Genomic DNA, 24943 nt, shown 5'->3' on the forward strand with positions numbered 1-24943 from the left:
CCGCGGCTTGGACCGGCTGGCGATCTATCGACGCGACCTGCAGGGTCTGGCGGGCGATGCTCGGCTGCGCAGTCTGGCTGAACGCCGGGGGATCGACTTTTCGTCGAACGATTACCTGGGCCTGGCGCAAAGTGACCGGATGCGGGCCGCGGTCGTCCGGGCGCTGGATCGGGACGTGCCTGTGGGTGCGGCCGGGTCGCGCCTGCTGCGCGGGAACACCGACCAGCAGGCCGGGTTCGAGGATGCCGCCGCGCGGTTCTTTGGGGCCGAGGCGGCCTTGGGGTTCGGCGGCGGCTATGTCGCGAACTTTGCCGTGATCACAACATTGCCGCAGCGGGGTGACCTGCTGCTGATGGATGCGCTGGCGCATGCCAGCACGCATGAGGGCACACGGGCCGGACGGGCCGAGGTCGCCAGCTTTCGCCACGGCGATGTCGGTCACGCCGAGGATGTGATCACGGAATGGCGGCGCGCGGGCAATACCGGCGCGGTGTGGATCGCGGTTGAGAGCCTTTACAGCATGGATGGCGACCGGGCGCCGCTGGACGATCTGATGCGCCTGGCGGACGCGCACGGGTTTCTGCTGATTGACGAGGCGCATGCGACGGGCGTCTTCGGTCCCCGGGGGCGGGGACTGGCCCATCACTTGGAAGGGCGCGACAACGTCGTGACGCTGCATACGCTTGGCAAGGCCCTGGGCGGGTCCGGTGCGCTGATCTGCGGGGCGCGGGTGCTGATCGATTTCCTGGTGAACCGCTGCCGGCCCTTCATCTTTGCCACCGCGCCATCGCCGCTGATGGCGGCTGCGGGGCTGGAATCGCTGGCGATTCTGCGCGATGAGCCGTGGCGGCAGGCGACGCTGACGGGGCATGTCGCGGCCTTCGGGGCCGAGATGGCGCGGCGGCTGCCGCAGGTGCCGGTCAGTGGCAGCCAGATCGTGCCGCTGATCGTCGGGCCCAATGCCCAGACGATGGCGCTGGCGGCGCAGGTGCAGGCGCGGGGCTTCGATGTGCGCGGCATCCGGCCGCCGACGGTGCCCGAGGGGACATCGCGGTTGCGGGTGTCGCTGACGCTGAATGCCACGCGGGCGGAGGTGATCCGCCTGGCCGAGACGCTGGAGGATCTGTGGCCCGATTTGTGATCACAAGCACCGGAACCGATGTCGGCAAGACGGTCTTTGCGGCCGGGTTGTGCGGTCTGATCGGGGCCGAGTACTGGAAACCGGTGCAGTCCGGGCTGGCGGGGAATGTGGCGAATGACGCCCTCACCGCCGATGCACCGGGGGGGCACAGCGGGAGCACAGGGCGTACACCGACAACGCACGGTGCCGTTGCGCAACCCGGCACCGACCGCGCCGAGGTCGAGCGGCTGTCGGGCGCGCGCACCCACCCCGAGGCCGTGCTGCTGCGCGAGGCATTGTCGCCGCACCGAGCGGCGGAGCTGCAGGGCGTGACGCTGGACCCGGAGGTCTGGGCGATCCCGGGCGCGCGCGGCTGGTGATCGAGGGGGCGGGCGGCGCGCTGGTCCCCGTCACGCGGCAGGTGCTGTTCGCGGATGTGTTCGCGCGCTGGCAGGTGCCGGTGATCGTCGTCTGCGCCACGGGGCTGGGGACGATCAGCCACAGCCTGACCGCGCTGGAGAGTCTGCGCGCGCGCGGGGTGCCGGTGCATGGCGTGGCCTTTGTCGGTCCCGCCAATGACGACAACATGGCGACCATCGGCGATCTGGGTCGGGTCAGGGTTCTGGGGCGGTTGCCCGTGCTGGACCGGCTGAACCGAGACAGCCTGTCCGCCGCCATGCAGGCTGCGTTCCGGGCGGAGGATTTCGCATGAGTGCCGTCTGGCATCCGTTCTTTCAGCACGGGACCGAACCCGCTCCGCCGCGGGCCGTCGGCACCCAAGGTGCGCATATCCAAACCGATCGCGGGCCGCTGCTGGACGGGATCAGCAGCTGGTGGGTGGTCACGCATGGCCACAACCAACCCGAGATCGTCGAGGCGATCCGCGAGACCGCCGGGCGGTTGGACCAGGTGATCTTTGCCGGGCTGACCCATGCACCGGCGGAGGAGCTGGCCGAGGCGCTGGTGGCGATGACGCCCGCGGGGCTGGACCATGTGTTCTACAGCGACAGCGGATCGACGGCGGTCGAGGTCGCGCTGAAGATGGCGCTGGGATACTGGCGGCACGAGGGCGACGGGCGGCATCGGATCGCGGTGATCGAGGACAGCTATCACGGCGACACGATCGGCACGATGAGCGTGGGCGAGCGGGGGGTGTTCAACGCCGCCTATGACCCGCTGATGTTCGGGGTGGACCGGCTGCCCTTCCCGGACGGCGACGGGGCGGCGACGCTGGCGGCCTTTGAGGCGCTGGCGGCGTCGGGGCGGATGGCGGCGATCATCCTGGAGCCGCTGGTCCTGGGTGCGGGGGGGATGCGGATGTATGCCCCCGCGGTTCTGGCCGGGCTGCGGGCGATCTGCGACCGGCATGACGTGCTGATGATCGCGGACGAGGTGATGACCGGATGGGGGCGCACGGGGCGGCTGTGGGCCTGTGACCATGCGGGGGTGGCGCCCGATATTCTGTGCACGTCCAAGGGGTTGACCGGGGGCGTGGTGCCGCTGGCGGCGACACTGGCCAGCGGGCGGATCTTTGACGCGCATCGGTCCACGGACCGGCGGCGGACCTTCTATCATTCGTCCAGCTATACTGCGAACCCGATCGCCTGCGCGGCGGCGCTGGCGCAGGTGCGGCTGTGGCAGGCAAGCCCCATGCAGGCGCGGTTGGACGCGCTGACGGCGATGCAGGCCGAACGGCTGGCGGGCTTGGACGGGCGGTTCACCAACATCCGCCAATGCGGGACCATCGCAGCGGCCGATCTGGTCGTGCCCCAGGGCGGCTATCTGTCCGAGGTCGGGCCGCGGATGCGGGCGCATTGCATGGATCGCGGCGTGCTGCTGCGGCCCTTGGGGAACACGGTCTATGTGCTGCCGCCCTATTGCGTCACGGGGGACGATCTGGATGCGGCCTGGGGGGCCGTGACCTCATTCCAGGTCTAGATCGACCCAGACCAGCTTGCGATGCGAGGCCAGCGCGACCGGTTCGGCCAGCGGATCGTCGGGCGCGGGCCACAGGACGCCTGCATCAAGGACGCGCAGCCCGGTAGCGGGCAGGACATAGTCCAGCCGCAGGTTGCCCGGCGCGCGGTCGTATTCCGCCGTGTCCAGCGCCGGGTCGCCCCGATGCGCGGCATTCGGGCCGGTCTGCGGCGGCTGCCATGCGCCGCGCGGCTGGGGGTCCTGGGTGACGTCGCCAGCGCCGCCAGCGTGGCCGGATCGCCGTCGCCGTCCCGCGGGTCGACGTTCAGGTTGCCCAGGATCGCGAAGGGCGCGTCGGGCAGGTGGGACAGCCAGAACGTGACCTCGTCATGGTTGCGGGCGGGATTGCGATCCTCGAACGCGGGCGGGGTGGCGGCCAGCGCCAGCAGGTGCAGCGGGCCCGCTGGCGTGGTCAGCGCCACGTCCCAATGCGCGGTGCTGGACAGGCGCTGAACGTCGGCATGGGGGCTGTCGGGCATCCGGTTGCCCGGCACGTCGCGCCACAGCGTCGCGCTGTGGTCGGTGACCCCCGCGATGGGCAGGCGCGACAGGATCGCCAGCCCGGACTGTCCGGTGAAGGCGCCATAGCCCTGCGCGTCGCGGGGCCGGCCCGCGCGTCCGTCGCCGTCCAGGTCCAGCCCGGTAGGCAGGCCGCGATTGGGCTGGGTCGCGTGGCGGTGCGGCATGGGGTGGCCCTGCGCGGCCAGCAGGTCGGCGAATGCGGTCAGGGCGCGGTTGTCCAGGTCCCAGTCCAGCCCGGTCAGCAGGATCGCATCGGGTGCGATGCCCGCGATCACCTGCGCCGCGGCCAGCACCTGCGGATCGTCCGCCATGATGTCGCGCAGCAGAAGGCCCGGCCCGTCACGCGACAGGCCGGGGTCCCAGGTGGCGATGCGCAGCGTGTCCGCCGCCGCCGGGGTCGCCAGCAGCAGCAGGGCAAGCGCCTTAGATCCAAGGGCGGGCCTGGGCCATCTGCTGTTCGAACGTGTCGATGGACGGGGCCTTTTCCATCGTCAGGCCGATGTCGTCCAACCCGTTCATCAGGCAGTGCTTGCGGAACGGGTCCATGTCGAAGGCATAGGCCGTGCCGTCCGCGCCGGTGACGGTCTGGGTCGCCAGATCGACGGTGATGCGGGCATTCGCGCCCTTTTCGGCGTCGCGCATCAGCGCGTCGACCGCGTCCTGGGGCAAGACCACGGGCAGGATGCCGTTCTTGAAGCAGTTGTTGAAGAAGATGTCGGCAAAGCTGGTCGAGATCACGCAGCGGATGCCGAAATCCAGCAGCGCCCAGGGCGCATGTTCGCGCGACGAGCCGCAGCCGAAATTGTCGCCTGCGATCAGGATTTGGGCGTCGCGATAGGCGGGCCGGTTCAGGACGAAATCGGGGATTTCGTGCCCCTCGCGGTCATAGCGCATCTCGTCGAACAGGTTCACGCCCAGGCCGGACCGCTTGATGGTCTTCAGGAACTGCTTGGGGATGATCATGTCGGTGTCGATGTTGACCAGCGGCATGGGGGCCGCGATGCCGGTCAGGGTGGTGAACTTGTCCATGATGTCCTCAGGCCGGTTCGTGCGCGAATGCGCGGATGTCGGTCAGGCGTCCGGTGACGCCGGCGGCGGCGGCCATCGCCGGGCTCATCAGGTGGGTGCGGCCCTTGTAGCCCTGGCGCCCCTCGAAGTTGCGATTGCTGGTCGCGGCGCAGCGTTCGCCGGGCTTCAGCTGGTCGGGGTTCATGCCCAGGCACATGGAGCATCCGGCCAGACGCCATTCAAAACCGGCGTCCAGGAAGATGCGGTCCAGCCCCTCTTCCTCGGCCATGGCGCGCACCAGGCCCGATCCGGGCACGACCATGCCGCGCACGCCGGGTGCCAGCTTGCGCCCGCGCAGCACGTCGGCGGCGGCGCGCAGATCCTCGATCCTGCCGTTGGTGCACGATCCGATGAACACGGCGTCGATGGCGATGTCGGTCAGGGGCGTGCCGGCGGTCAGGCCCATGTAGTCCAAGCTGCGGCGCGCCGCGTCGACCTTGCCGCCCGCGAAGCTTTCGGGGGCGGGGACGGATGCGGTGATGGGCAGGGCGTCTTCGGGGCTGGTGCCCCAGGTGACGGTGGGGGCGATGTCCTCGGCGCGGATGGTCAGGACCTTGTCGAAATGCGCGCCGTCATCGGAGAACAGCGTCTTCCACAAAGCGACGGCGGCCTCCCACTGGGCGCCCTTCGGCGCGTGGGGGCGGCCCTTGACGTAATTGAAGGTGACCTCATCCGGCGCGATCAGGCCGGCGCGGGCGCCGCCTTCGATCGCCATGTTGCAGATGGTCATGCGGCCCTCCATCGACAGGTTGCGGATTGCCTCGCCGCAATATTCGATGACATGGCCGGTGCCGCCCGCGGTGCCGGTTTCGGCGATGATGCGCAGGACGATGTCCTTGGCGGTCACGCCGGGGGCCAGGCGGCCGGTGATTTCCACCTTCATGTTCTTGGACTTGCCCTGGATCAGGGTCTGGGTGGCCAGGACGTGTTCCACCTCACTGGTTCCGATGCCGTGGGCCAGCGCGCCGAAGGCGCCGTGGGTCGCGGTGTGGCTGTCGCCGCAGACGACGGTCATGCCGGGCAGGGTCCAGCCCTGCTCGGGGCCGACGATGTGCACGATGCCCTGGCGGATGTCGTTGACCGGGTAATAGACCACCCCGAATTCGCGGGCGTTGCGGTCCAATGCATCGACCTGAATGCGGGATTCCTGGTTGTCGATGCCCTGCTGGCGGTCCAGCGTGGTGGGCACGTTGTGATCGGGCACGGCGATGGTGCGTTCGGGGGCGCGGACCGTGCGGCCGGTCATGCGCAGCCCCTCGAAGGCCTGCGGGCTGGTCACTTCGTGGACCAGATGGCGGTCGATATACAGAAGGCAGGTGCCGTCTTCCTGGCGGTCCACCACATGGGCGTCCCAGATCTTGTCATAAAGCGTGCGTGCAGGGGTCATGGCTGAGGTCTTTCGGCTGTGATGCAAGGGGGGCGGACAAGCGGGCAGCCGTCAGCCCTGCGCGGTCACGCCCAGCATCTCGCCGTAGAAGCGGCCCGGCAGGCGCGCGCGATCATGAATGTCGAAATAACGCATCATCCGGCCAGATTAGGCCAGCATCCGCCCGCTGGCAAGCGTGCGCATGTCAAGGAAAATGCCGCGAGAGATTGAGACGGGCCGAAAAGATGCTATGTTGGGGGAACCCCTGCGCCGGGGGCTATCGGCGCGCGGACCGGAGGACTACACCCTGTCACAAGACGCCCCGTCGGCCGGTCGGCCGACCTCGACCCAGCAGACCAGCCAGCATACCAGCGACGACATGCTGGCTTTGGTGCTGAATTCCCTTGATGACGACAAGGCCGAAGAGGTCGTCACCATCGACCTGCGCGGCCGCACGGCCATTGCTGACCACATGGTCATCGCCTCGGGGCGCAGCTCGCGCCAGGTGGGCGCCATCGCGGAAAAGCTGGCCGAGCGCGTGAAGCAGGTCACCGGCCGCAGCCCCCGGATCGAGGGCAAGGATGCCGGCGACTGGGTGCTGATCGACACCGATGACGTGATCGTGCATGTCTTCCGCCCGGAAGTCCGCGATTTCTATCAGCTGGAAAAGATGTGGCTGCCCGCCGATGCGCTGGCCCGCGTGCGCGAGCCCGCCCAACCGTCAAGCTATCAGCCGCAGGACTGATCCGCCCTCATGCGGATCGACATCGCCGCCGTGGGGCGGCTGAAGACCGGCCCCGAGGCGGCGCTGGTCGCCGATTACCTGCAACGCTTTGCCAAGACCGGCCGCAGCCTTGGGCTGCCGGCCGTGTCCGTCGTCGAGGTCGAGGATCGCCGCGCCGGCACGATGGCCGCCGAGGCGGAGCTCTTGGCTCGTGCCATCCCGCCCGGCGCGGCGGTGGTGATGATGGACGAGCGCGGCGATCAGCCGACCTCGCCCGAATTCGCGGCGCGGCTGGCGGACTGGCGCGATCAGGCGCGCGACGTGTGTTTCGTCATCGGCGGCGCGGACGGGCTGGACCCGTCGTTTCGCGCGCGGGCCGATTGGCAGATCAGCCTGGGCCGGATGGTCTGGCCGCATCTGCTGGTCCGCGTGATGCTGGCCGAACAGCTGTACCGCGCGGCCACGATCCTGGCCGGATCGCCCTATCACCGGGCCTAGGTCACGTTGGTTGCCGCCGCCGCCCGCGACGCGTAAGTAAGGGCAAAACTGCGAGGCTCCGATGACCAAACCCGTGATCCTGTGCATTCTTGACGGCTGGGGCCTGTCCAATCGCCCCGAACAAAGCGCCCCCGACCGGGCGGCGACCCCGAATTTTGACCGCCTGATGCGCGAGTGCCCGCATGCGACGCTGGTGACCCATGGTCCCGACGTGGGCCTGCCGCGCGGCCAGATGGGCAATTCCGAGGTGGGCCACACCAATATCGGCGCCGGACGCGTGGTCGCGATGGATCTGGGCGCGATCGATCTGGCGATCGAGGATGGCAGCTTTGGCCGCAACGCGCCGCTGCTGGCGTTCATCGACCGGCTGAAGGCCACGGGCGGGACCGCGCATCTGCTGGGGGTCATTTCCGATGGTGGCGTGCACGGGCATATCGTCCATGTGCTGGCCGCCGCGCGGGCGGTGGCCGGGGCGGGCGTGCCGGTGGTGATCCACGCGATCACCGACGGGCGCGACGTGGCCCCCGATTCGGCGCCGGGTTTCCTGGCGACGCTGCAGGCGGGGCTGCCTGCGGGGGCGCGGATCGGCACCGTGATCGGGCGGTATTTCGCGCTGGACCGCGACAGCCGCTGGGACCGCGTGCGGCTGGCCTTCGATGCCATCGTCGAGGCACGCGGAGAGGCCGCGCCCGACGCCGCGACCGCCATCGCCACGGCCCATGCGCGGGGCGAGATGGACGAGTTCGTGCCGCCCTTTGTCATCGGCGGCTATGCGGGGGCGCAGGACGGGGACGGGGTGTTCTGCCTGAACTTCCGCGCCGACCGTGCGCGCGAGGTCCTGTCGGCCCTGGGTGATCCGGTGTTCGACGGGTTCGACGCGGCAGCCCGGCCCGCCTGGGCCGCGATGCTGGGCATGGTCGATTATTCGACCCGCCACGACAGCTTCATGCAGGCGGCCTTTCCAAAGCGGCAGGTGCAGAACACCCTGGCGCCTGGGTCGCGGCCCAGGGGTTGCGCCAGTTCCGCCTGGCCGAGACCGAGAAATACCCGCACGTCACCTTCTTCCTGAACGGCGGCAAGGAAACGCCCGAACCCGGCGAGGACCGCCACATGCCGCAAAGCCCCAAGGTCGCGACCTATGACCTGGCGCCCGAGATGGCATCGGTCGCTGTGACCGACAAGCTGGTCGAGGTGATCGGGCAGGGCTACGATCTGATCGTCGTGAACTATGCCAACCCCGACATGGTCGGCCACACCGGCAACCTGGACGCCGCCGCCCGCGCCTGCGAGGCGGTGGACCGTGGTCTGGGCCGCATGCTGGCGGCGCTGGACGCCGTGGGCGGGGCGGCGGTGATCTGCGCCGATCACGGCAATTGCGAACAGATGATCGACCCGGTGACGGGCGGGCCGCACACGGCGCATACGCTGAACCCGGTGCCGGTCATCGCCTATGGCGCGCCGGGCGTCCGTGGCCTGCGCGACGGGCGGCTGCCCGATCTGGCGCCCACGGTCCTGGCGCTGATGGGGCTGGAACAGCCCGCCGACATGACCGGGGAAAGCCTGATCGTCCGATGAACGCACGTCTTGTCCTGGCGCTGTGCGCCGCCCTTGCCGGTCCGGCCTTTGCGCAGACCAGCCCCGCCAACCAGGCGGTGGCCGATGCCGAGGCTGCCGCCGCGCTGTTGCGCGCGGCCATCGGCCAGCTGGCCCAAGCGGTCAGCGCCGACGATCAGGTCGTGGCCCTGACCGAGGTGATCCGCGGATACGAGCTGGGCCTGGCCGCCCTGCGCGGCGGTCTGCGCCAGGCAAGCGGCCGCGAGGCCGAGCTGCGCGACCGGTTCGAGGCGCAGCGCGACCAGCTGGCCCGCGTCTTGGGCGCGATGACCGCGCTGCAGCAGAGCCCTGAATCGACGATGCTGCTGCATCCGGCGGGGGCGCTGGCCAATGCGCGGTCGGGGATGATCCTGTCGGGCGCACCCCCGGCCTGCGGGCCGAGGCCGAGGCCCTGCAGGCGGACCTGGACGAGATCGCCACCGTCCGCCAGTTGCAGTCGAACGCCGCCGGCATGCTGGGCAGCGGCCTGGACAGCGTCCAGGAGGCGCGGCGCCTGCTGGCCAGCGCCGTGACCGACCGCAGCTCCATGCCCGCGCGATATGCCGAGGACCCCGAGGAGCTGCAGGAGTTGCGCGCCGCCGCGCAGAGCCTGGACGATTTCGCGACCGGCATCGCGCGGATGGAAAAGGACGTGGGCGCGCCCATGGACGATTTCGAGGGCGCGCAGGGCAGCCTGGCCCTGCCGGTGGTGGGGACCGTGCTGCGCCCGTACCAGGAACCTGATGCGGCGGGGGTCAGCCGTCCCGGTTGGATCATCGCCACCGCCCCCGCGGCGCTGGTCCAGACGCCGTGGCCTGCGACAATCCGCTATCGCGGGCCGTTCCTGGATTACGGCAATGTGATGATCGTCGAGCCCGCGCGCGGCTATCTTATGATCTTTGCAGGCCTGTCCCAGGTCTTTGGAGAAGTGGGAGACGTGCTTGCCGCGAACGATCCCGTGGGCCTGATGGGAGGGGCCGAGGCCCCCGCCCAGGAGTTCGGGTCGCAATTCGTCGCCGATGCCGCCCAGGGCGCCGACGCCGGACGCAGCGAGACGCTGTATCTGGAACTGCGCCAGGGCAATGAAACGCTGGACCCCGCCGACTGGTTCGTGCTGAATCCCGTCGTCGAGCCGCAACAGGACTGAGGCAGGAAAGACCGCCATGAGACATTATCTGATCGCAGGCCTGGGGGGCGTTCTGGCCGGAGCCCTGGCCACCACGCAGATCGCCGGTCCGCTGCTGGCGCAGGAGACGGCCGAGGGGAACACCTCTGTCTATCAGCAGCTGGAGCTGTTCGGGAACATCTTCGAGCGTATCCGCACCGACTATGTCGAGGCGCCCGAGGACAAGGACCTGATCGAGGCCGCCATCAACGGCATGCTGACCTCGCTTGATCCGCATTCCAGCTTTCTGTCGGCGGACGACTATTCCGACATGCAGACCCAGACCCGCGGCAGCTTTGGCGGCCTGGGGATCGAGGTCAGCCAGGAGGAGGGTCTGGTAAAGGTCGTGGCCCCCATCGACGACACCCCCGCCGCCAATGCGGGCGTCCAGCCGGGCGATTTCATCACCCATGTGAACGGCGAATCGCTGCTGGGCCTGCCGTTGGACGACGCGGTCGAGATGATGCGCGGCCCCATCGGGTCCGAGATCACCATCACCATCCTGCGCGAGGGCGAGAGCGAGCCGTTCGATCTGTCCATGTCTCGCGACACGATCAAGCTGACCGTGGTGCGCAGTCGCGTCGAAGGCCATGCGGTCGTGCTGCGCGTGTCGACCTTCAACGACGAGACCCAGGACACGCTTGAGGCGGAACTGGCCAAGGCCGTCGAGGAGGCGGGCGGGATCGACCGCGTGACCGGGTTCGTGCTGGACCTGCGCAACAATCCGGGCGGTCTGCTGAACCAGGCGATCAGCGTCAGCGACGCGTTCCTGGACGCCGGAGAGATCGTCAGCACCCGCGGCCGCAACCCCGAGGAGAGCGAACGCTGGAACGCCGAGGCCGGCGATCTGGCCGAGGGCAAGCCGATGGTCGTGCTGATCAACGGCGGTTCGGCCAGCGCGTCCGAGATCGTCGCGGGCGCGTTGCAGGACCATCGCCGGGCCATCGTCGTGGGCGAGAAGTCGTTCGGCAAGGGCTCGGTCCAGACGGTCATGCCGGTGACCGCCGACAGCGCCATCCGCCTGACCACGGCGCGGTATTTCACCCCGTCGGGCCGGTCGATCCAGGCCTTGGGCGTGCAGCCCGACATCCTGGTGGCCCAGCCCGCCCCGGCCCCCGAGGCCGAGGAGGAGGAAGCCCGCAGCAACAGCGACTTCAGCCGGTCCGAGGCCGACCTGCGCGGTGCCTTGGGCAACGATGTCAGCGACGAGATGCGCGAGCAGATGGAGACCGAGGCCGCCGAGGTCGAGGCGACCGCCGCGCTGCGCGAGGAGGATTACCAGCTGGCCTATGCGGTCGACGTGCTGAAGGGTCTGGCCGCGGTCAATTTCCGCGCCGACCAGGTGCCGGCCGAGGCGACCCCGGCGGTGACCGGCGAAGGCGCGGGCGAGGGGGCCGAGGCCGCCCCCGACCAGGCTGATCCGATGGATGGACGCATGGGGCCGGGCGGCCTGCCGTACCGGCCCTGCGCGGGCGTGGTTCTGATCGACGACCGGGGCATGGTCTTTGCCGGGCGCCGGATCGACCGCAACCCCGACCAGCCGCCCGCATGGCAGATGCCCCAGGGCGGCATCGACGACGGAGAGACCCCGCGTCAGGCAGCCCTGCGCGAGCTGACCGAGGAGACGGGCATCGACCCGTCGTTGGTCGAGGTGCTGGACGAGACGCCGGACTGGGTCTTTTACGACCTGCCGCCCGAAATGGTCGGCCGGATCTGGAAGGGGCGGTTCGGGGGCCAGTGCCAGAAATGGCTGGCGCTGCGGTTCCTGGGCACGGATGAGGACGTCCGCATCGACACCGCGCATCCCGAATTCGACCGGTGGCAATGGATGCGGGCCGAGGACGTGCTGGACAGCATCGTGCCGTTCAAGCGTGCCGTCTATGCCGAGGTGCTGGGCGCATTCCGCGCCCACCTGGCCTAGGGCGCAGGCCAGCGGTCCTGCAGGATCAGGTCGTCCAGCGGCAGGCGCGTGGCCCAGCCCCGGCTTTGCAGTTCGGGCTGGCGGTACAGTTCGGTGACATGGCCGATGCACAGATAGGCCACCGGCACGACATGGTCGGGCAGGTGCAGCAGCCGGCGCAGGTCGTCCTGGCGGAAGATGCTGACCCAGCCCACGCCGATGCCTTCGGCCCGCGCGGCCAGCCACAGGTTCTGCACCGCGCAGGCCGTGGAATAGAGGTCGGTCGCCGGATCGTGGGTGCGGCCCAGCACATGGTCGCCGCCGCGGGTGCGGTCGCAGGTGATGCACAGGTTGACCGGGGCCTGCAGGATGCCCTCCAGCTTCAGCGACGAATAGAGCGCCTTGCGGTCGGGAAAGCGGGTCGCGGCATCGGCATTGGCGGATGCGAAGGCGTCGTGGATGCGCCCGCGCAGGGCGGCGTCGCGGATCAGGATGAAGTTCCAGGGTTGCGACAGCCCGACCGAGGGCGCGTCATGCGCCGCCTGGAGCAGGCGGCGCAGGGTCGCGGGATCGACCAGGTCGGGGCGGAACTGGCCGCGCACGTCGCGGCGTTCGCGGATCGCGCGATAGACCGCCGCGCGTTCCGCAGGAGAGAACGGCCCCGCCGGGGCGAGGCCGTCGTCGTCGGTCACCGGCGCAGCTGGTCCAGCAGGATCGAGGTCGGATAGCCGTCCGGCGTCACGCCGATGGACCGCTGGAAGGCCGAGACCGATTCCATCGTGGCCGAGCCGAACAGCCCGTCGATTTCACCCTGATAGAAGCCGCGCTGGGCCAGCCGCTGCTGGATCTCCTGGCGTTCGCCGGTGGACAGGGCGCGGTCCTGGCGCGGCCAGGCGCCCTGGATGCCCGAACGGCTGGCGATGCGTTCGCCCAGATAGGCCACGCCCAAGGCGTAGTTGTCCGAGTTGTTATAGCGCAGGATCGCGCGGAAGTTGTCGGTGATGAAGAACGCGGGCCCCCGTGCCCCCGCCGGCATGATGATCGAGCCGTTGCCCGACGGCAGGCCGCCGCCACCCATCGTGCGCACGCCCTGTGCCGACCAGTCGCCTGCCGACCGGCGGGTGCCCTTGCCGATCAGGCCCATGTTGAAGTTGGCGGGCAGCTGCACCTCGGCCCCCCAGGTCGCGCCGCGCTGCCAGCCGCTGCGGGCCAGATAGGCCGCGGTGGAGGCCAGCGAATCGGTCGGATCCTCGGACCAGATGTCGCGGCGGCCGTCGCCGGTGAAGTCGACCGCGTATTCCAGATAGGAGGTCGGCATGAACTGGGTGTGGCCCATCGCGCCCGCCCAGCTGCCCAGCATGTGCTGGGGGTCGGTGTCGCCCGCCTGCAGGATCTGCAGGGCGGCGATCAGCTGGTTCTGGAACATCTCTCCGCGGCGGCCGTCATAGGCCAGCGTTGCCAGCGACGGGATCACCTGCATCCGGCCGCGGTTGGCGCCGAAGTTCGATTCCATCCCCCAGACCGCCAGCACGATTTCGCGCGGGACGCCGTACTGCGCCTCGATCCGGGCCAGGACGGGGTTCAGCTGCGCCAGCTTCTGGCGGCCGGTGGTGATGCGCACGTCGGACACGGCGCTGTCCAGGTACAGCCAGACCGGGCGCGAGAATTCGGCCTGGCGGCGGTCCAGTCGGATCACGTCGGGGTTGTAGCGGGCCAGCGCCATGGCGCGGTCATAGGTCGGACCGGACACGCCCGACGACAGGGCGCGGGCGCGGAACTGCTGGACGAACTGCTGCAGGCCGGCCTCGTCGCCGGGGGCTGCGGCCGGGATCGGGGTCACGGTGACGTCGGCGGGGGCGCGGGGACCGCCCGCGGCGGGCATGCGCGACACCGGCGACGCGCAGGCCGCCAGCGCGCCGATCAGGGTGGTGGACAGAAGAATGCGGGTAAAGCTCATTGTGGATCGCCTGTATTGGACTGCCGAGGTTTGTTTGCCCGGATCTTGATGGCCCGGATTTGGTCTTCCACGTGCAGTCTAGACGAACCACTCTCGCTTGGGTAGGGCGCGGGCGCGCTTAGTGCAGCAGCGATTCCGGGTCCGGCGCCTCTCCGAACCAGGGCGTCATCTGCGCGATGATGACCGAGTTTTCGGCCAGCGCGCGGTCCATCAGCGCACGTTCCGCGTCGTCGATCTCGTGCCCGTCGGCCAGGCGTTCGTCCAGCGTGCCGTATCCGGTGACGTCCAGCGGGGCCATGTCGGCCTGTTTCAGGATCGCCACGGTTTCGCGCACCGCCTCGGGTTCGTCATGGCCCGCGGCATAGCAGACCAGGCCCGCCCCGGTCGCGCCCTTGGGCAGACCGTCGCCCGCCCGTCTGCCCAGTTCGACGACCAGCGTGAAGACCTTCATGGCTTACTCCATCGGTTTGGCGCCGCCTTGGGCGCTGTCGGCCCCTTCGGGCCATTCGGGGGCCTGCCACATGCGGTTGCCGCATTCGGGGCAGGGCGCACGGGTGGCGATGATCTGGGCGCCGGCTGGCGCGCCGCACAGGCAACAGCATGTCCATCCGTCCATCGCAAGCGCCTTTGCGGGCAGCGGCGGGCCGTTCACCAGATGTTCGGGCGGCAGCAGCGACAGGCCCGGCCGTGGTTCGGCGCGGCGAAAGACCGACAGGCCGCCCCCGGCCTCCAGATAGGCGGCGCGCAGTTCGCCCAGGTTCGACACGCCCGCAAGGCGCAGCATCGCCTTGATCTCGGCCAGGCCCAGGTCGCGGTGGGACGCCGCATCGGGCAGGATGCGCCCGTCCAGGACCAGCGCCACGGGGCGGCCGTCGATGATGCGCTTGGCCCGGTCGAACCGCACGATCAGCCGGTCCAGCACCTTGTTCAGCGCGACGACGACGGTGATGACCGCCATCGCCGCCAGCAGCGGCACGTCGGGATAGAACATCGCGTCGCCCACCGCCGAGCCCAGGGCGATGACCAGCAGGAATTCCACCATCGACAGCTGGGCCACGCCGCGCCCGCCGATCCAGCGGATCATCAGCAGCGCATAGACATAGACCAGCACGGTGCGGACCAGGATCTCGGCATAGAACAGGGGCGGGTGATCGCCAAGGAACATCCGGGCAAGATCGAAGGGGATGACCGGCTGGTCCATGAATGGCCTTTCGCGGCAGGGAATGCTGCACAGCCTATAACCGTGCCCGGACCGGGGGGTTCCGCCGCCCCGTCCCGCCCGCTAGGTTCGCGCAGCAGTGGCGGGAGGCATGCGATGAGCGACAGTCTGGCGCGGGTCCGCGCGGCCCTGGATGCGGCGGGGATCGCGGTCGACATCCGCGAGATGCCGGGGAGCACCCGCACCGCCGCCGAGGCCGCCGATGCGGTCGGCTGCGCGCTGGACCAGATCGCCAAGTCGATCATCTTTCACGGCATGGACAGCGGGCAGGTGCTGCTGTTCCTGACCGCGGGCGGCAACCGGGTCGATCCCGACAAGGCCGCGGCGCTGGCCGGGGAGCCGTTGGGCCGGGCCGATGCGGCATTGGTGCGGGCGCGGACGGGCTTTGCCATCGGGGGCGTGGCGCCGGTGGGGCACCTGACGCCGCTGCGCGCGTTCCTGGACCCGCGGCTGGCCGATTTCGCGCAGGTCTGGGCGGCGGCGGGGACGCCGCGCCATGTCTTTGCCATCGCGCCCGACCGGCTGCAGGCGGTGACCGGGGCGCAGCCGGGAAAGTTTGTCGCATGAACCCATGCGCCGGTCGCGGGCGTTGGGTCGCGACAGCCACAAGGAAGACGCGATGACCCAACCGATGATGACCCTGAACGACGGCCGGACCATGCCCCAGCTGGGCACCGGCATCTGGCAGATCGACGATGCGGCCACCCCCGCCGTCGTGGCCGAGGCACTGCGCATGGGATACCGCCTGATCGACGGCGCCGCCGCCTACAAGAACGAGGCCGGGATGGGCGCAGGCGTGCGCGACAGCGGCGTCGCGCGGGACCAGATCTTTGTCACCTCCAAGCTGTGGAACGATGCGCAGGGCCATGACGCCGCGCTGCGGGCGTTCGATGCGACGATGGAGCGGTGCGGGCTGGATTATCTGGACCTGTACCTGATCCACTGGCCGTTGCCGGCGCTGGACGCCTATGTCGACACGTGGAAGGCGCTGATCCGCCTGCGCGACGAGGGTCGCGTGCGGTCGATCGGGGTCGCCAATTTCCACGAGCCGCATCTGCGCCGCCTGATCGACGAGACCGGCGTGGCCCCCGCGCTGAACCAGATCGAGCTGCACCCGTCGCTGACGCAGGAACGGATGCGGGCGGTCGACAAGCAGCTGGGCATCGTCACGCAAAGCTGGACCCCCTTGGGCCGCGGCGACAGCTTTGACGCGCCCGCGATCCACGACGCAGCCGCGCGCACGGGCCGGACGGTCGCGCAGGTGATCCTGCGCTGGCACATCCAGCACGGGCTGTCGGTCATTCCGAAGTCGGAAAAGCCCGAACGCCTGGCCGAGAATTTCGACGTGCTGGATTTCACCCTGACGCCCGAGGAGATGTCGGCCATCGACGCGCTGGACCGCGGCCATCGCACCGGGCCGGACCCGGACGAATTCGATTATCGCGGCGCGATCTGATCCAGCAGTCGGCGCATCAGGGGGCTGGCGGGGTCCGCCAGTCCCTCGATCACGTCGAAATGGTGGCGGCCGGGGTCGATGACGCAGTCGGTCGCCACGCCCAGCCCCGCCCAGACATTCGCCAGCAGCCGTGCGTGGCGGATGAATTCGGGGCGTTCGGCCCCCCCGACCCAGGTGGTGACCGGGATGCCCGCGCGGGGTTCCAGCAGGGCAGGGCTTTCCGCGACGGATTCCGCCGCGTCCAGACGCAGCGTGTCGTTCATCGCGGTGCGCAGCAGCGGGCGCAGGTCGGTCAGCGGAGAGATCGGCACGCAGGCGGTGACGCGTGTGGCCACGGCGTCGGGCAGCACCCCCGGACAGATCATCCGCGCCGCCAGATGACCGCCCGCCGAATGGCCCGTCAGCGCGATTGGGCCTGCGACCTGCGCCGCCGCCTGCGCGATCTGGTCGGCCACGATCCGGGTCATGTCCGCGATGCGCGCGTCCGGCGCCAGCGGATAGCCGGGCATCGCGCAGGCCCAGCCCGCCGCCAGCGCGCCCGCTGCCAGATGCGACCACAGCGTCGGGTCGAACCGCATCCAGTAGCCGCCATGGATGAATACCATCAGCCCGCGGGGCGTATCGTCCGGCAGGAACAGGTGCCCGCGGCCCAGGTCCTGAGGCGGATGGGCGGCGCGAAAGGCCGCCGCGGCTTCGGTCCAGCGGGGGACATAGGTGTCGGCATGCGGGATATGCGCGCCGTTGGCATAGGCGTCGTCCCAATCGGTGATCTGATACAGCATCGGTTCCCCCTCTTTCGGGCAGCCAATCGCGGCGCTATCGTCGCGTCAAGAGGGAGCCCATGATGACCGATTTCACCAAGACCCGCGCCGCATTCCATCTGCCCGAGGGCATGACCTATCTGGACGGCAATTCGCTGGGGCCGATGCCGCGCGCCGCCGCCGACCGGGTCGCAACGATGATGGCCGACGAATGGTCCCAGATGCTGATCACCGGCTGGAACAAGGCGGGCTGGTATGTCCAGCCGCGCAAGGTCGGCGACCGCATCGCGCGGCTGATCGGCGCGGGAGAGGGGCAGGTGGTCATGGGCGACACCCTGTCGATCAAGGTGTTCCAGGCGGTGAGCGCGGCGCTGGCGCTGCGGCCCGACCGGCGTGTGATCCTGTCGGACAGCGGCAACTTTCCGTCGGACCTGTACGTGGCCGAGGGGATCGCGCGCGCCCTGGGTGCGACCCTGCGCGTGGTGGAGCCGGAGGCGGTCGAGGCGGCCATCGGCCCCGATCTGGCCGTGCTGATGCTGACCGAGGTCGATTACCGCACCGGACGCCGTCACGACATGCCGGCCCTGACCGCGCGGGCGCATGAGGCCGGCGCGCTGGCGATCTGGGATCTGGCACATTCGGCGGGGGCGGTCGATGTCGACCTGCTGGGCGCGGATGCCGATTTCGCGGTGGGCTGCACCTATAAATACCTGAACGGCGGGCCGGGGGCGCCGGCCTTCATCTGGACGCATCCGCGCCATGCCGAGGTCGCGGAACCCATCCTGCAGGGCTGGATGGGCCATGCCGCGCCTTTTGCCTTTGACCAGGAATACCGCCCCGCCCCGGGGATCGAGCGGATGCGCGTGGGCACGCCCCCGGTCATCGCGCTGAGCGCGCTGGAGGCGTCGCTGGACATCTGGGACATGGTCGACATGGCCGCGCTGCGGGCGCGGTCGATCGAACTGACCGAGGCGTTCATCGCGGGAGTCGAGGCGGCCTGCCCCGACCTGGTGCTGAACAGCCCGCGCGACCCGCTGCGGCGCGGATCGCAGGTGGGGTTCCGCCATCCGCAGGGATATGCCGTGATGCAGGCGCTGATCGCGGCGGGGGTGGTGGGCGATTTCCGCGCGCCCGACGTGCTGCGGTTCGGGTTCGCGCCGCTGTACAACGATCTGGACGACGTGTCGCAGGCGGTGGACACCTTGGCCCGCATCCTGCGCGACGGCAGCTGGGACAGCGCGGAATTCCATCGCAAGGCCGCCGTGACCTAGGGTAAGAGGGCTTCCCAAGTCGGTGAAAACCGTCGACAGATTGAGCCACAGATGTCGTGGATCGGTTCCGATGTTCAAGATGCTGCCCCTTGCCCTTGTCATGATGATTCCCGCGCTGGCGGCGGCACAAGCCGCCCCCGACGACATCCGGGTGCGCATCGTGACCGCCCGCACCCAGCCCCTGGACCGCGACATGCAGCTGTCCGGTGCGATCGAGGCCATCGACACGCTGGAGCTGGGCTTTCGCCAGGGCGGCCGCGTGACCGAGGTGCTGGTGTCCGAGGGCGACCGCGTGGTCGCGGGCCAGCCCTTGGCGCGGCTGAATGCGGTCCAGCAGGACCAGGCGCTGAACGTGGCGCTGGCGGGTCTGGCCGCCGCGCAGGCGGGCAGCGACCAGGCGCGGCAGGCGCGCGAACGGGCCGATGCGCTGCTGTCGCGCGGGGTCGGCACGCGGGCGGCGGCCGATCAGGCGGAACAGGCGCTGTCCCAGACGCAAGGCGCGCTGGAACGCGCCGAGACCGCGGTCGAGCAGGCCCGCCGCGCCGTGGACGACGCCGTGCTGCGCGCCCCCCGAACAGGCGGTCGTCACCGCCAAGTCGGTGGCCCCCGGCCAGGTGGTCGCCGCCGCGCAGCCGGTGCTGACGCTGGCCGCGCTGTCCGGGCTGGAGGCGGTGTTCCACGCCCCCGACGATCCGCTGCTGCGCGACATCCTGGGCCGCGACGTGCGGATGGAGACGCTGGACGTCGACCGCCCCGACATGGTCGGCACCGTGACCGAGATCGCGCCGCTGGTCGATCCGCAGACCGGCACGGTGACCGTGCGCGCGCGTCTGCTGACGCCCAATGCCGGGACCGTGCTGCTGGGCGCGTCGGTGCGCGGGCATCTGAGCATGGCGATGGAACAGGGCGTGGTCGTCCCCTGGACCGCCCTGATGCGGTCGGGCGACGATCCGGCGGTCTGGGTGGTCGACGACGAGGGGCGCGTGGCGCTGACCAAGGTGGTCATCAACCATTTCGCGGATGGCACGATCTTCGTGTCCGACGGGCTGTCGGACGGCCAGCGGGTCGTGGGCGACGGGGCGCAGCTGCTGTATCCCGGGCGCCGCGTGCAGCCGGTCGAGGGGGACGCGCCATGAGGGCGCTGGCCCTTGCCGCAGCCCTGGCGCTGGCCTGCGGGCCGGCGTCGGCGCTGTCGCTGCCCGACTGGCTGGGATTCGGCGGTCAGGCCGAGGAGCCCCCCGGCCCGCCGCGCCCGGTGGTCAGCGTGATCGTGGACGACCGCGGGATGGACGCCCGCTGGATCCCCGGCGTGGTCGAGGCCCGCACCCAGGTCCAGCTGGGCTTTCAGACCCTGGGCCGGATGATCGCGCGCCCCGTCGATCTGGGCGACCAGGTGGCCGCGGGCGACCTGCTTGCGCAGCTGTCCACCGACGATCTGGCCGCGACCACCCGTGCCGCCCGCGCCGCGGTCGATGCCGCCGACGTGCAAGACCGCACCGCGCGCGCGACGCTGGAGCGCACGCAGGCGCTGGCCGAGCGCAACGTCGCGTCGGACGCGCAGCTGGAACAGGCCCAGCAGGCCGCCAGCGCCGCTGCCGCCGCGGTCGAGCAGGCCCGGTCGCAGCTGCTGCAGGCCGAGGATGCCGAGGGTTTCGCCCGCATGACCGCGCCTTTGCCGGCGTCGTCAGCGCGGTCTTCGAGGCGCCGGGCGCGGTGGTGGATGCGGGCGCGCCCGTGGTCCAGCTGTCCGCCCAGGACACCCCCGAGGTGGTGATCGACCTGCCGGAACAGGCACTGGCCGGGCTGGCGCCGGGCGCCGATTTCACCGTCTGGCACCGCAGCGACCCCGACGTCGAGGTTGCGGCCACGCTGGACCGGGTCGACCCCATCGCCGACAGCGCGACCCGCACGCGGCGGCTGTACCTGACCCTGCCGCCCGACGCGCCGTTCCGCCTTGGCGCGCTGGTCCGGGCGCGGTTCGGCACCGTCGACGCGCCGTCCCTGTCGCTGCCGGCCGAGGCGCTGGTCGCGACCGACAGCCTGCCCTTTGTCTGGCGGGTGATCCGCGATGATGCGGGCGCGCGGGTCGAACAGGCCCCCGTGCAGGCGGCCGCCCCTTCGCGGGCGCGTGTCCATCACCCACGGCCTTGACGCGGGCGACGAGATCGTGATCCGCGGCGTGAAATCCCTGGCCCCCGGCCAGCCCGTCGGCCGGAGGCTGGAGCCGTGAGCACCCCCAAGACCCGCTTCAACCTGTCCGACTGGGCGCTGAAGCACCGCAGTTTCGTCTGGTTCCTGCTGATCGTGTCGATGGTCGCGGGCACCATCAGCTATCTGAACCTGGGCCGCGAGGAAGACCCGGATTTCACCATCAAGACGATGATCATCGGCGCGGCCCTGCCCGGCGCGACCATCGACGAGACGCTGACCCAGGTCACCACCCGCATCGAGACCAAGCTGGAGGAGCTGGACGAGCTGGACTTTACCCGGTCCGTCACCACGCCCGGCCAAGCGGTCGTCTATGTCGAGCTGGACCCCACCATCCGCGGCCCCGCCGTCCCCGAGGTGTGGAAGCGCGTCCGCCAGATGATGGGCGACATCCGCCCCGAATTCCCCCAGGAATTCGCGGGCTTTCAGTTCAACGACAATTTCGGCGACGTGTTCGGCAACATCTATGCCTTCACCGCCGACGGGTTCACCCCGCGCGAGTTGCGCGACCGGGTCGAGACGATCCGCCGCCAGGTGGCCGCCCTGGACGCCGCCGGCAAGACCGAGCTGCTGGGCGTGCAGGACGAGCAGGTGTTCCTGGAGTTTTCCGCCGCACGGCTGGCGGCCCTGGGCCTGAACCAGGCGCAGGTGATCCAGACCCTTGCCCAGCAGAACGCGATCGCGCCGTCGGGCGTGATCCAGGCGGGCCCGGAACGCATCCTGGTGCGCATCGGCGGCCAGTTCGACGGGGCGGACTCCATCGAGGCCGTGAACCTGCGCGTCGGAGAGCGGTTCTTCAACCTGGGCGACGTGGCGACGATCACCCGCGGTTATCAGGACCCGCCGCAATCGCTGTTCCGCTATAACGGGCAGCCCGCCATCGGGCTGCAGATCGGCATGCGGCAGGGCGACAACATCCTGGAATTCGGCGCTGAGTTGGAAACGCTGATGGACCGCATCGCCGCCGACCTGCCCATCGGCATCGAGATGGCGAAATTCGCCGACCAACCCCATGTGGTCGAAGATGCCGTGGGCCATTTTGTCAAGGCCCTGGCCGAGGCCGTGGCCATCGTGCTGGTCGTCAGCTTCATCAGCCTGGGCCTGCGGGCGGGGCTGGTGGTGACCCTGACGATCCCGCTGTGCCTGGCGATCACCTTTGTCATCCTGGACCTGTACGGCATCACGCTGCAGCGGATCTCTCTGGGCGCGCTGATCATCGCGTTGGGCCTGTTGGTCGACGACGCGATGATCGCGATCGAGACGATGATCTCACGGCTGGAGATCGGGGAGTCGCTGACCGATGCGGCCAGCTATGCCTGGACCTCGATCGCGTTTCCGATGCTGACGGGGACGCTGGTGACGGTCGCGGGGTTCATCCCTATCGGCCTGAACAGTTCGGCGGCGGGCGAATTCACCTTCTCGCTGTTCGTGGTGATCGCGGTGTCGCTGGTCGTGTCCTGGATCGTGGCGGTGCTGTTCGCGCCGCTGCTGGGCGTCACGTTCCTGCGCGCGGACATGGGCCACGGCCACAAGGGTCCGGGCCGTCTGCGCCGGGGCTTTCACGGCCTGCTGCGGGCGGCGATGCGGCTGAAATGGCTGACCATCGCGGTGACCCTGGCGATCTTTGCGACATCGGTCTGGGGGATGCGGTTCGTGGAACAGCAGTTCTTCCCGACCTCGGACCGGACCGAGGTGCTGGTCGACATCACCGAACGCCAGAACGCCTCCATCGCGCGCACCCGCGCCGACATGGACCGGCTGGAGGCCAGCCTTGCGGGCGATGACGACGTGCTGTTCTGGACGTCCTATGTGGGGCAGGGGGCGCCGCGGTTCGTGCTGTCGATGGACGTGCCGACCGCGGGTCCGCATATGGGTCAGATCGTGATCCAGACCCCCGACCTGGAGGCCCGCGACCGCGTCAAGACACGGCTGAACGCGCTGGCCGCGGCGGAATTCCCCGGCGTCGACATCTATGTCAAGAACCTGGAGATCGGCCCCCCCGTGGGCAAGCCTGTCCAGTACCGCGTGACCAGCCCCGACACCGACGCCGCCCGCGACGCGGCACAGGGCCTGGCCACGCTGATCGCGTCCGAGCCGCGCCTGCGCGACATCGCGCTGGACTGGAACGAACCCGCGCGCATGGTCCGCCTGGTCGTGGACCAGGACCAGGCGCGCCAGTTGGGCGTGACCAGCCAGGACATTGCCCAGGCCCTGACGGCGCTGTTCAGCGGCACCAGCGTGACGCAGCTGCGCGACGACATCTTCCTGATCGACGTGGTGGCCCGCGGCGTGGCCGACGACCGCCAGTCGCTGGATTCGATCCGCAACCTGCAACTGAACCTGGCGGATGGACGGACGGTGCCGCTGGCCGCGCTGGTGCGGCTGGAATACGGGTCCGAACAGCCGCTGATCATGCAGCGGAACGGCCTGCCCACCGTCACGGTCAAGGCCGCCATCGCCACCGTCGATCAGCCCGCGACGCTGGTCACCGCACTGGCCGCGCAGGTGGCCGAGTACCAGGCGACCCTGCCCCCCGACGTCCGCATCGAGGTCGGCGGCAGCGTCGAGACCTCGGCCGACAGCCAGGCGCCCATCGCCGCGGTCGTGCCGGTGATGCTGCTGATCATGGCCGTGCTGGTCATGGCGCAGATGCAAAGCTTTCGGATGTCGCTGGTGGTGATCGCCGCCGCGCCCCTGGGCCTGATCGGCGTGGTGGCGGTGCTGGTGCCTTTCGGCGTGCCGATGGGCTTCGTGGCGATCCTGGGGATCCTGGCGCTGATCGGCATCCTGATCCGCAATTCGGTCATCCTGGTCCACGAGATCCAGGTCCTGTTGACCAAGGGCCGCAGCCAGTGGGATGCCGTGTTCGAGGCCTCGGACAGCCGCGCCCGGCCGATCCTGCTGACCGCCGCGGCGGCGTCGCTGGCGCTGATCCCGATCTCGCGGCAGGTGTTCTGGGGACCGATGGCCTATGCGATGATGGGCGGCATCATCGCCGGCACGCTGGTCACGCTGGTCTTCGTGCCCGCGCTGTACTGCGCGGTGTTCCGTGTCAGGCCGCCCCGGCCCTGATCGGCGGATGCGGGGGGTCCGGGGGGCGGCAGCCCCCCGGCCGTCGCGGGACGCAAAAAGGCGCCCCGGAACCAGGTTCCGGGGCGCCTTCTCGTCATTCGGCCGCGTCGCGTTTGGGCAGGACCCAACGGGGGCGCGGGAAATGGCAGGTATAGCCGTTGGGGAACCGCTCCAGGTAATCCTGATGCTCGGGCTCGGCCTCCCAGAAATCGCCCACCGGCTCGACCTCGGTCACCACGCGGCCCGGCCAGATGCCGGAGGCATCCACATCCGCGATCGTGTCCATCGCGACCTGCTTCTGCGCATCGTCCACGAAATAGATCGCCGACCGATAGCCCGGCCCGATGTCGTTGCCCTGCCGGTTCGGCGTGGACGGATCGTGGATCTGGAAAAAGAACTCCAGCAGGCGGCGATAGCTGATCAGGTCCGGGTCGAACATGATCTCGATCGCCTCGGCATGGGTGCCGTGGTTGCGATAGGTGGCGTTGGGGATGTCACCGCCGGAATAGCCCACGCGGGTCGCGGTCACGCCCGACATGCGCCGGATCAGATCCTGCATGCCCCAGAAACAGCCTCCGGCCAGAACGGCGCGCTCAGTCATGACGCGCCTCCTCGACCTGGGACAGATAGTCGCCATAGCCCTCGGCCTCCATCCGGTCCTTGGGAATGAACCGCAGAGATGCCGAATTGATGCAATAGCGCAGCCCGCCCTGATCCTGCGGCCCGTCCGGGAAGACGTGGCCCAGATGGCTGTCGCCGTGCTTGGACCGCACCTCGACACGCACCATGCCGTGGCTGACATCGCGATGCTCGGTCACGTTGTCCGCGATGGGCTTGGTGAAGGCCGGCCAGCCGCAGCCGGAATTGTATTTCGTGCCGCTGACGAACAGCGGCTCTCTGGACACGACATCGACATAGATGCCGGCGTCGAAATGGTGGTCGTATTCGCCGGTGAAGGCCCGCTCGGTGCCATTCTCCTGCGTCACGCGATACTGCTCCGGGGTCAGCCGGGCGATCGCGTCGGGGGTTTTCTCATAGGCCATCTGGTCCTCCACGGATGGGACGG

The 24943-nt window shown here is 69.8% G+C and carries 25 protein-coding genes and 4 pseudogenes; 19 read left to right on the plus strand and 10 right to left on the minus strand.

The genetic code is table 11. From position 1 onward, the window contains the following. Positions 1-7: 7 nt before the first annotated feature. The 4 genes from TY51_RS02120 to TY51_RS02130 are packed head-to-tail and all read left to right on the plus strand — an operon-like array spanning position 8 to position 3058. Complete coding sequence (locus TY51_RS02120; protein ID WP_042245237.1) at positions 8-1141, plus strand: 8-amino-7-oxononanoate synthase; 1134 nt, start codon at positions 8-10, stop codon at positions 1139-1141. Then, positions 1126-1500, plus strand: coding sequence for an ATP-dependent dethiobiotin synthetase BioD (gene bioD / locus TY51_RS23880; RefSeq protein ID WP_197054603.1), 375 nt, complete (start codon positions 1126-1128; stop codon positions 1498-1500). The genes TY51_RS02120 and bioD (TY51_RS23880) overlap by 16 nt, the downstream gene beginning before the upstream one ends. Further along, complete coding sequence (gene bioD / locus TY51_RS23885) at positions 1497-1832, plus strand: ATP-dependent dethiobiotin synthetase BioD (protein WP_197054604.1); 336 nt, start codon at positions 1497-1499, stop codon at positions 1830-1832. Before bioD (TY51_RS23880) ends, bioD (TY51_RS23885) begins: the two co-directional genes overlap by 4 nt. Next, a complete protein-coding gene (locus TY51_RS02130; RefSeq protein WP_042245240.1) occupies positions 1829-3058 on the plus strand; it encodes an adenosylmethionine--8-amino-7-oxononanoate transaminase in 1230 nt (409 codons plus the stop codon). The genes bioD (TY51_RS23885) and TY51_RS02130 overlap by 4 nt, the downstream gene beginning before the upstream one ends. On the opposite strand, the gene TY51_RS02135 is transcribed toward TY51_RS02130, so the two are convergent. The 3 genes from TY51_RS02135 to leuC form a co-directional block, all read right to left on the minus strand. Then, positions 3055-3930: an endonuclease/exonuclease/phosphatase family protein gene (locus TY51_RS02135; protein WP_231558859.1), complete on the minus strand. Its 876-nt coding sequence runs from the start codon at positions 3928-3930 to the stop codon at positions 3055-3057. The genes TY51_RS02130 and TY51_RS02135 overlap by 4 nt on opposite strands. A 112-nt stretch (positions 3931-4042) precedes the next feature. Further along, a complete protein-coding gene (gene leuD / locus TY51_RS02140; RefSeq protein WP_042245243.1) occupies positions 4043-4648 on the minus strand; it encodes a 3-isopropylmalate dehydratase small subunit in 606 nt (201 codons plus the stop codon). A 7-nt stretch (positions 4649-4655) separates the two neighbouring features. Further along, positions 4656-6074 carry a 3-isopropylmalate dehydratase large subunit gene (gene leuC / locus TY51_RS02145; protein ID WP_042245245.1) on the minus strand — a complete coding sequence of 473 codons (1419 nt, stop codon included), beginning with the start codon at positions 6072-6074 and terminating at the stop codon, positions 4656-4658. A gap of 358 nt (positions 6075-6432) precedes the next feature. Between leuC and rsfS the strand changes: the two genes are divergently transcribed. The 7 genes and pseudogenes from rsfS to TY51_RS23065 all read left to right on the plus strand — a co-directional run. Next, positions 6433-6798, plus strand: coding sequence for a ribosome silencing factor (gene rsfS / locus TY51_RS02150; RefSeq protein WP_042245343.1), 366 nt, complete (start codon positions 6433-6435; stop codon positions 6796-6798). A 9-nt stretch (positions 6799-6807) separates the two neighbouring features. Further along, complete coding sequence (gene rlmH / locus TY51_RS02155) at positions 6808-7275, plus strand: 23S rRNA (pseudouridine(1915)-N(3))-methyltransferase RlmH (RefSeq protein WP_042245249.1); 468 nt, start codon at positions 6808-6810, stop codon at positions 7273-7275. A gap of 61 nt (positions 7276-7336) precedes the next feature. Continuing rightward, positions 7337-8850, plus strand: a pseudogene (gene gpmI / locus TY51_RS24465) (2,3-bisphosphoglycerate-independent phosphoglycerate mutase). Further along, positions 8847-9401 carry a hypothetical protein gene (locus TY51_RS23055; protein ID WP_231558860.1) on the plus strand — a complete coding sequence of 185 codons (555 nt, stop codon included), beginning with the start codon at positions 8847-8849 and terminating at the stop codon, positions 9399-9401. Before gpmI ends, TY51_RS23055 begins: the two are co-directional and overlap by 4 nt. Continuing rightward, a complete protein-coding gene (locus TY51_RS23060) occupies positions 9341-10015 on the plus strand; it encodes a murein hydrolase activator EnvC (RefSeq protein WP_231558861.1) in 675 nt (224 codons plus the stop codon). Before TY51_RS23055 ends, TY51_RS23060 begins: the two co-directional genes overlap by 61 nt. A 16-nt stretch (positions 10016-10031) precedes the next feature. Further along, positions 10032-11357 (plus strand): annotated as a pseudogene (locus TY51_RS02170) (S41 family peptidase); the annotation flags it as partial. 135 nt (positions 11358-11492) lie between these two features. Further along, positions 11493-11954: pseudogene (locus TY51_RS23065) on the plus strand (RNA pyrophosphohydrolase); the annotation flags it as partial. On the opposite strand, the gene bluB reads toward TY51_RS23065, so the two are convergent. The 4 genes from bluB to TY51_RS02190 form a co-directional block, all read right to left on the minus strand. Continuing rightward, positions 11951-12625, minus strand: coding sequence for a 5,6-dimethylbenzimidazole synthase (gene bluB, locus TY51_RS02175; RefSeq protein ID WP_042245251.1), 675 nt, complete (start codon positions 12623-12625; stop codon positions 11951-11953). The pseudogene TY51_RS23065 and the gene bluB sit on opposite strands and share 4 nt — an antisense overlap. Beyond that, positions 12622-13890 (minus strand): lytic murein transglycosylase, encoded by a 1269-nt coding sequence (locus TY51_RS02180; protein WP_156117833.1) that lies wholly within the window; start codon positions 13888-13890, stop codon positions 12622-12624. The genes bluB and TY51_RS02180 overlap by 4 nt, the downstream gene beginning before the upstream one ends. Before the next feature lie 118 nt (positions 13891-14008). After that, entirely contained in the window at positions 14009-14341 is a 333-nt protein-coding gene (locus TY51_RS02185; protein ID WP_042245254.1) for a hypothetical protein, read from the minus strand. Between the two features lie 3 nt (positions 14342-14344). Further along, positions 14345-15091 (minus strand): DUF421 domain-containing protein, encoded by a 747-nt coding sequence (locus TY51_RS02190; RefSeq protein WP_052649668.1) that lies wholly within the window; start codon positions 15089-15091, stop codon positions 14345-14347. 114 nt (positions 15092-15205) lie between these two features. Between TY51_RS02190 and TY51_RS02195 the strand changes: the two genes are divergently transcribed. After that, positions 15206-15676 carry a YbaK/EbsC family protein gene (locus TY51_RS02195; RefSeq protein WP_042245258.1) on the plus strand — a complete coding sequence of 157 codons (471 nt, stop codon included), beginning with the start codon at positions 15206-15208 and terminating at the stop codon, positions 15674-15676. Between the two features lie 52 nt (positions 15677-15728). Next, positions 15729-16565 (plus strand): aldo/keto reductase, encoded by an 837-nt coding sequence (locus TY51_RS02200; RefSeq protein WP_042245354.1) that lies wholly within the window; start codon positions 15729-15731, stop codon positions 16563-16565. Here TY51_RS02200 and TY51_RS02205 read toward each other — a convergent pair. Further along, a complete protein-coding gene (locus TY51_RS02205; RefSeq protein WP_042245260.1) occupies positions 16547-17347 on the minus strand; it encodes an alpha/beta hydrolase in 801 nt (266 codons plus the stop codon). The two genes, TY51_RS02200 and TY51_RS02205, sit on opposite strands and share 19 nt — an antisense overlap. A gap of 62 nt (positions 17348-17409) precedes the next feature. Between TY51_RS02205 and kynU the strand changes: the two genes are divergently transcribed. From kynU to TY51_RS02225, 6 genes and pseudogenes are all read left to right on the plus strand, one after another. Then, positions 17410-18597 carry a kynureninase gene (gene kynU, locus TY51_RS02210; protein WP_042245357.1) on the plus strand — a complete coding sequence of 396 codons (1188 nt, stop codon included), beginning with the start codon at positions 17410-17412 and terminating at the stop codon, positions 18595-18597. A gap of 193 nt (positions 18598-18790) precedes the next feature. Continuing rightward, a pseudogene (locus TY51_RS24470) lies at positions 18791-18904 on the plus strand (efflux RND transporter periplasmic adaptor subunit); the annotation flags it as partial. Positions 18905-19196: 292 nt separating this feature from the next. Further along, a complete protein-coding gene (locus TY51_RS19995) occupies positions 19197-19733 on the plus strand; it encodes an efflux RND transporter periplasmic adaptor subunit (RefSeq protein WP_052649670.1) in 537 nt (178 codons plus the stop codon). Continuing rightward, positions 19730-20371, plus strand: coding sequence for a hypothetical protein (locus tag TY51_RS23070; RefSeq protein WP_052649671.1), 642 nt, complete (start codon positions 19730-19732; stop codon positions 20369-20371). Before TY51_RS19995 ends, TY51_RS23070 begins: the two co-directional genes overlap by 4 nt. Next, entirely contained in the window at positions 20314-20748 is a 435-nt protein-coding gene (locus tag TY51_RS23075; RefSeq protein WP_052649673.1) for an efflux RND transporter periplasmic adaptor subunit, read from the plus strand. Before TY51_RS23070 ends, TY51_RS23075 begins: the two co-directional genes overlap by 58 nt. Positions 20749-20823: 75 nt before the next feature. Then, complete coding sequence (locus tag TY51_RS02225) at positions 20824-23877, plus strand: efflux RND transporter permease subunit (RefSeq protein WP_042245263.1); 3054 nt, start codon at positions 20824-20826, stop codon at positions 23875-23877. A 94-nt stretch (positions 23878-23971) separates the two neighbouring features. Here the strand turns inward: TY51_RS02225 and msrA are convergent, their stop codons facing one another. Together msrA and msrB are read right to left on the minus strand one after the other, a co-directional pair. Continuing rightward, complete coding sequence (msrA, locus tag TY51_RS02230) at positions 23972-24478, minus strand: peptide-methionine (S)-S-oxide reductase MsrA (protein WP_042245266.1); 507 nt, start codon at positions 24476-24478, stop codon at positions 23972-23974. Continuing rightward, the gene (gene msrB / locus TY51_RS02235; RefSeq protein ID WP_042245269.1) at positions 24471-24920 is read right to left on the minus strand and encodes a peptide-methionine (R)-S-oxide reductase MsrB; all 450 of its coding nucleotides are present in this window, start codon (positions 24918-24920) and stop codon (positions 24471-24473) included. The genes msrA and msrB overlap by 8 nt, the downstream gene beginning before the upstream one ends. Positions 24921-24943 lie beyond the last annotated feature (23 nt).

This window comes from Paracoccus sp. PAMC 22219 (assembly GCF_000787695.1).
Lineage (GTDB): Bacteria > Pseudomonadota > Alphaproteobacteria > Rhodobacterales > Rhodobacteraceae > Paracoccus.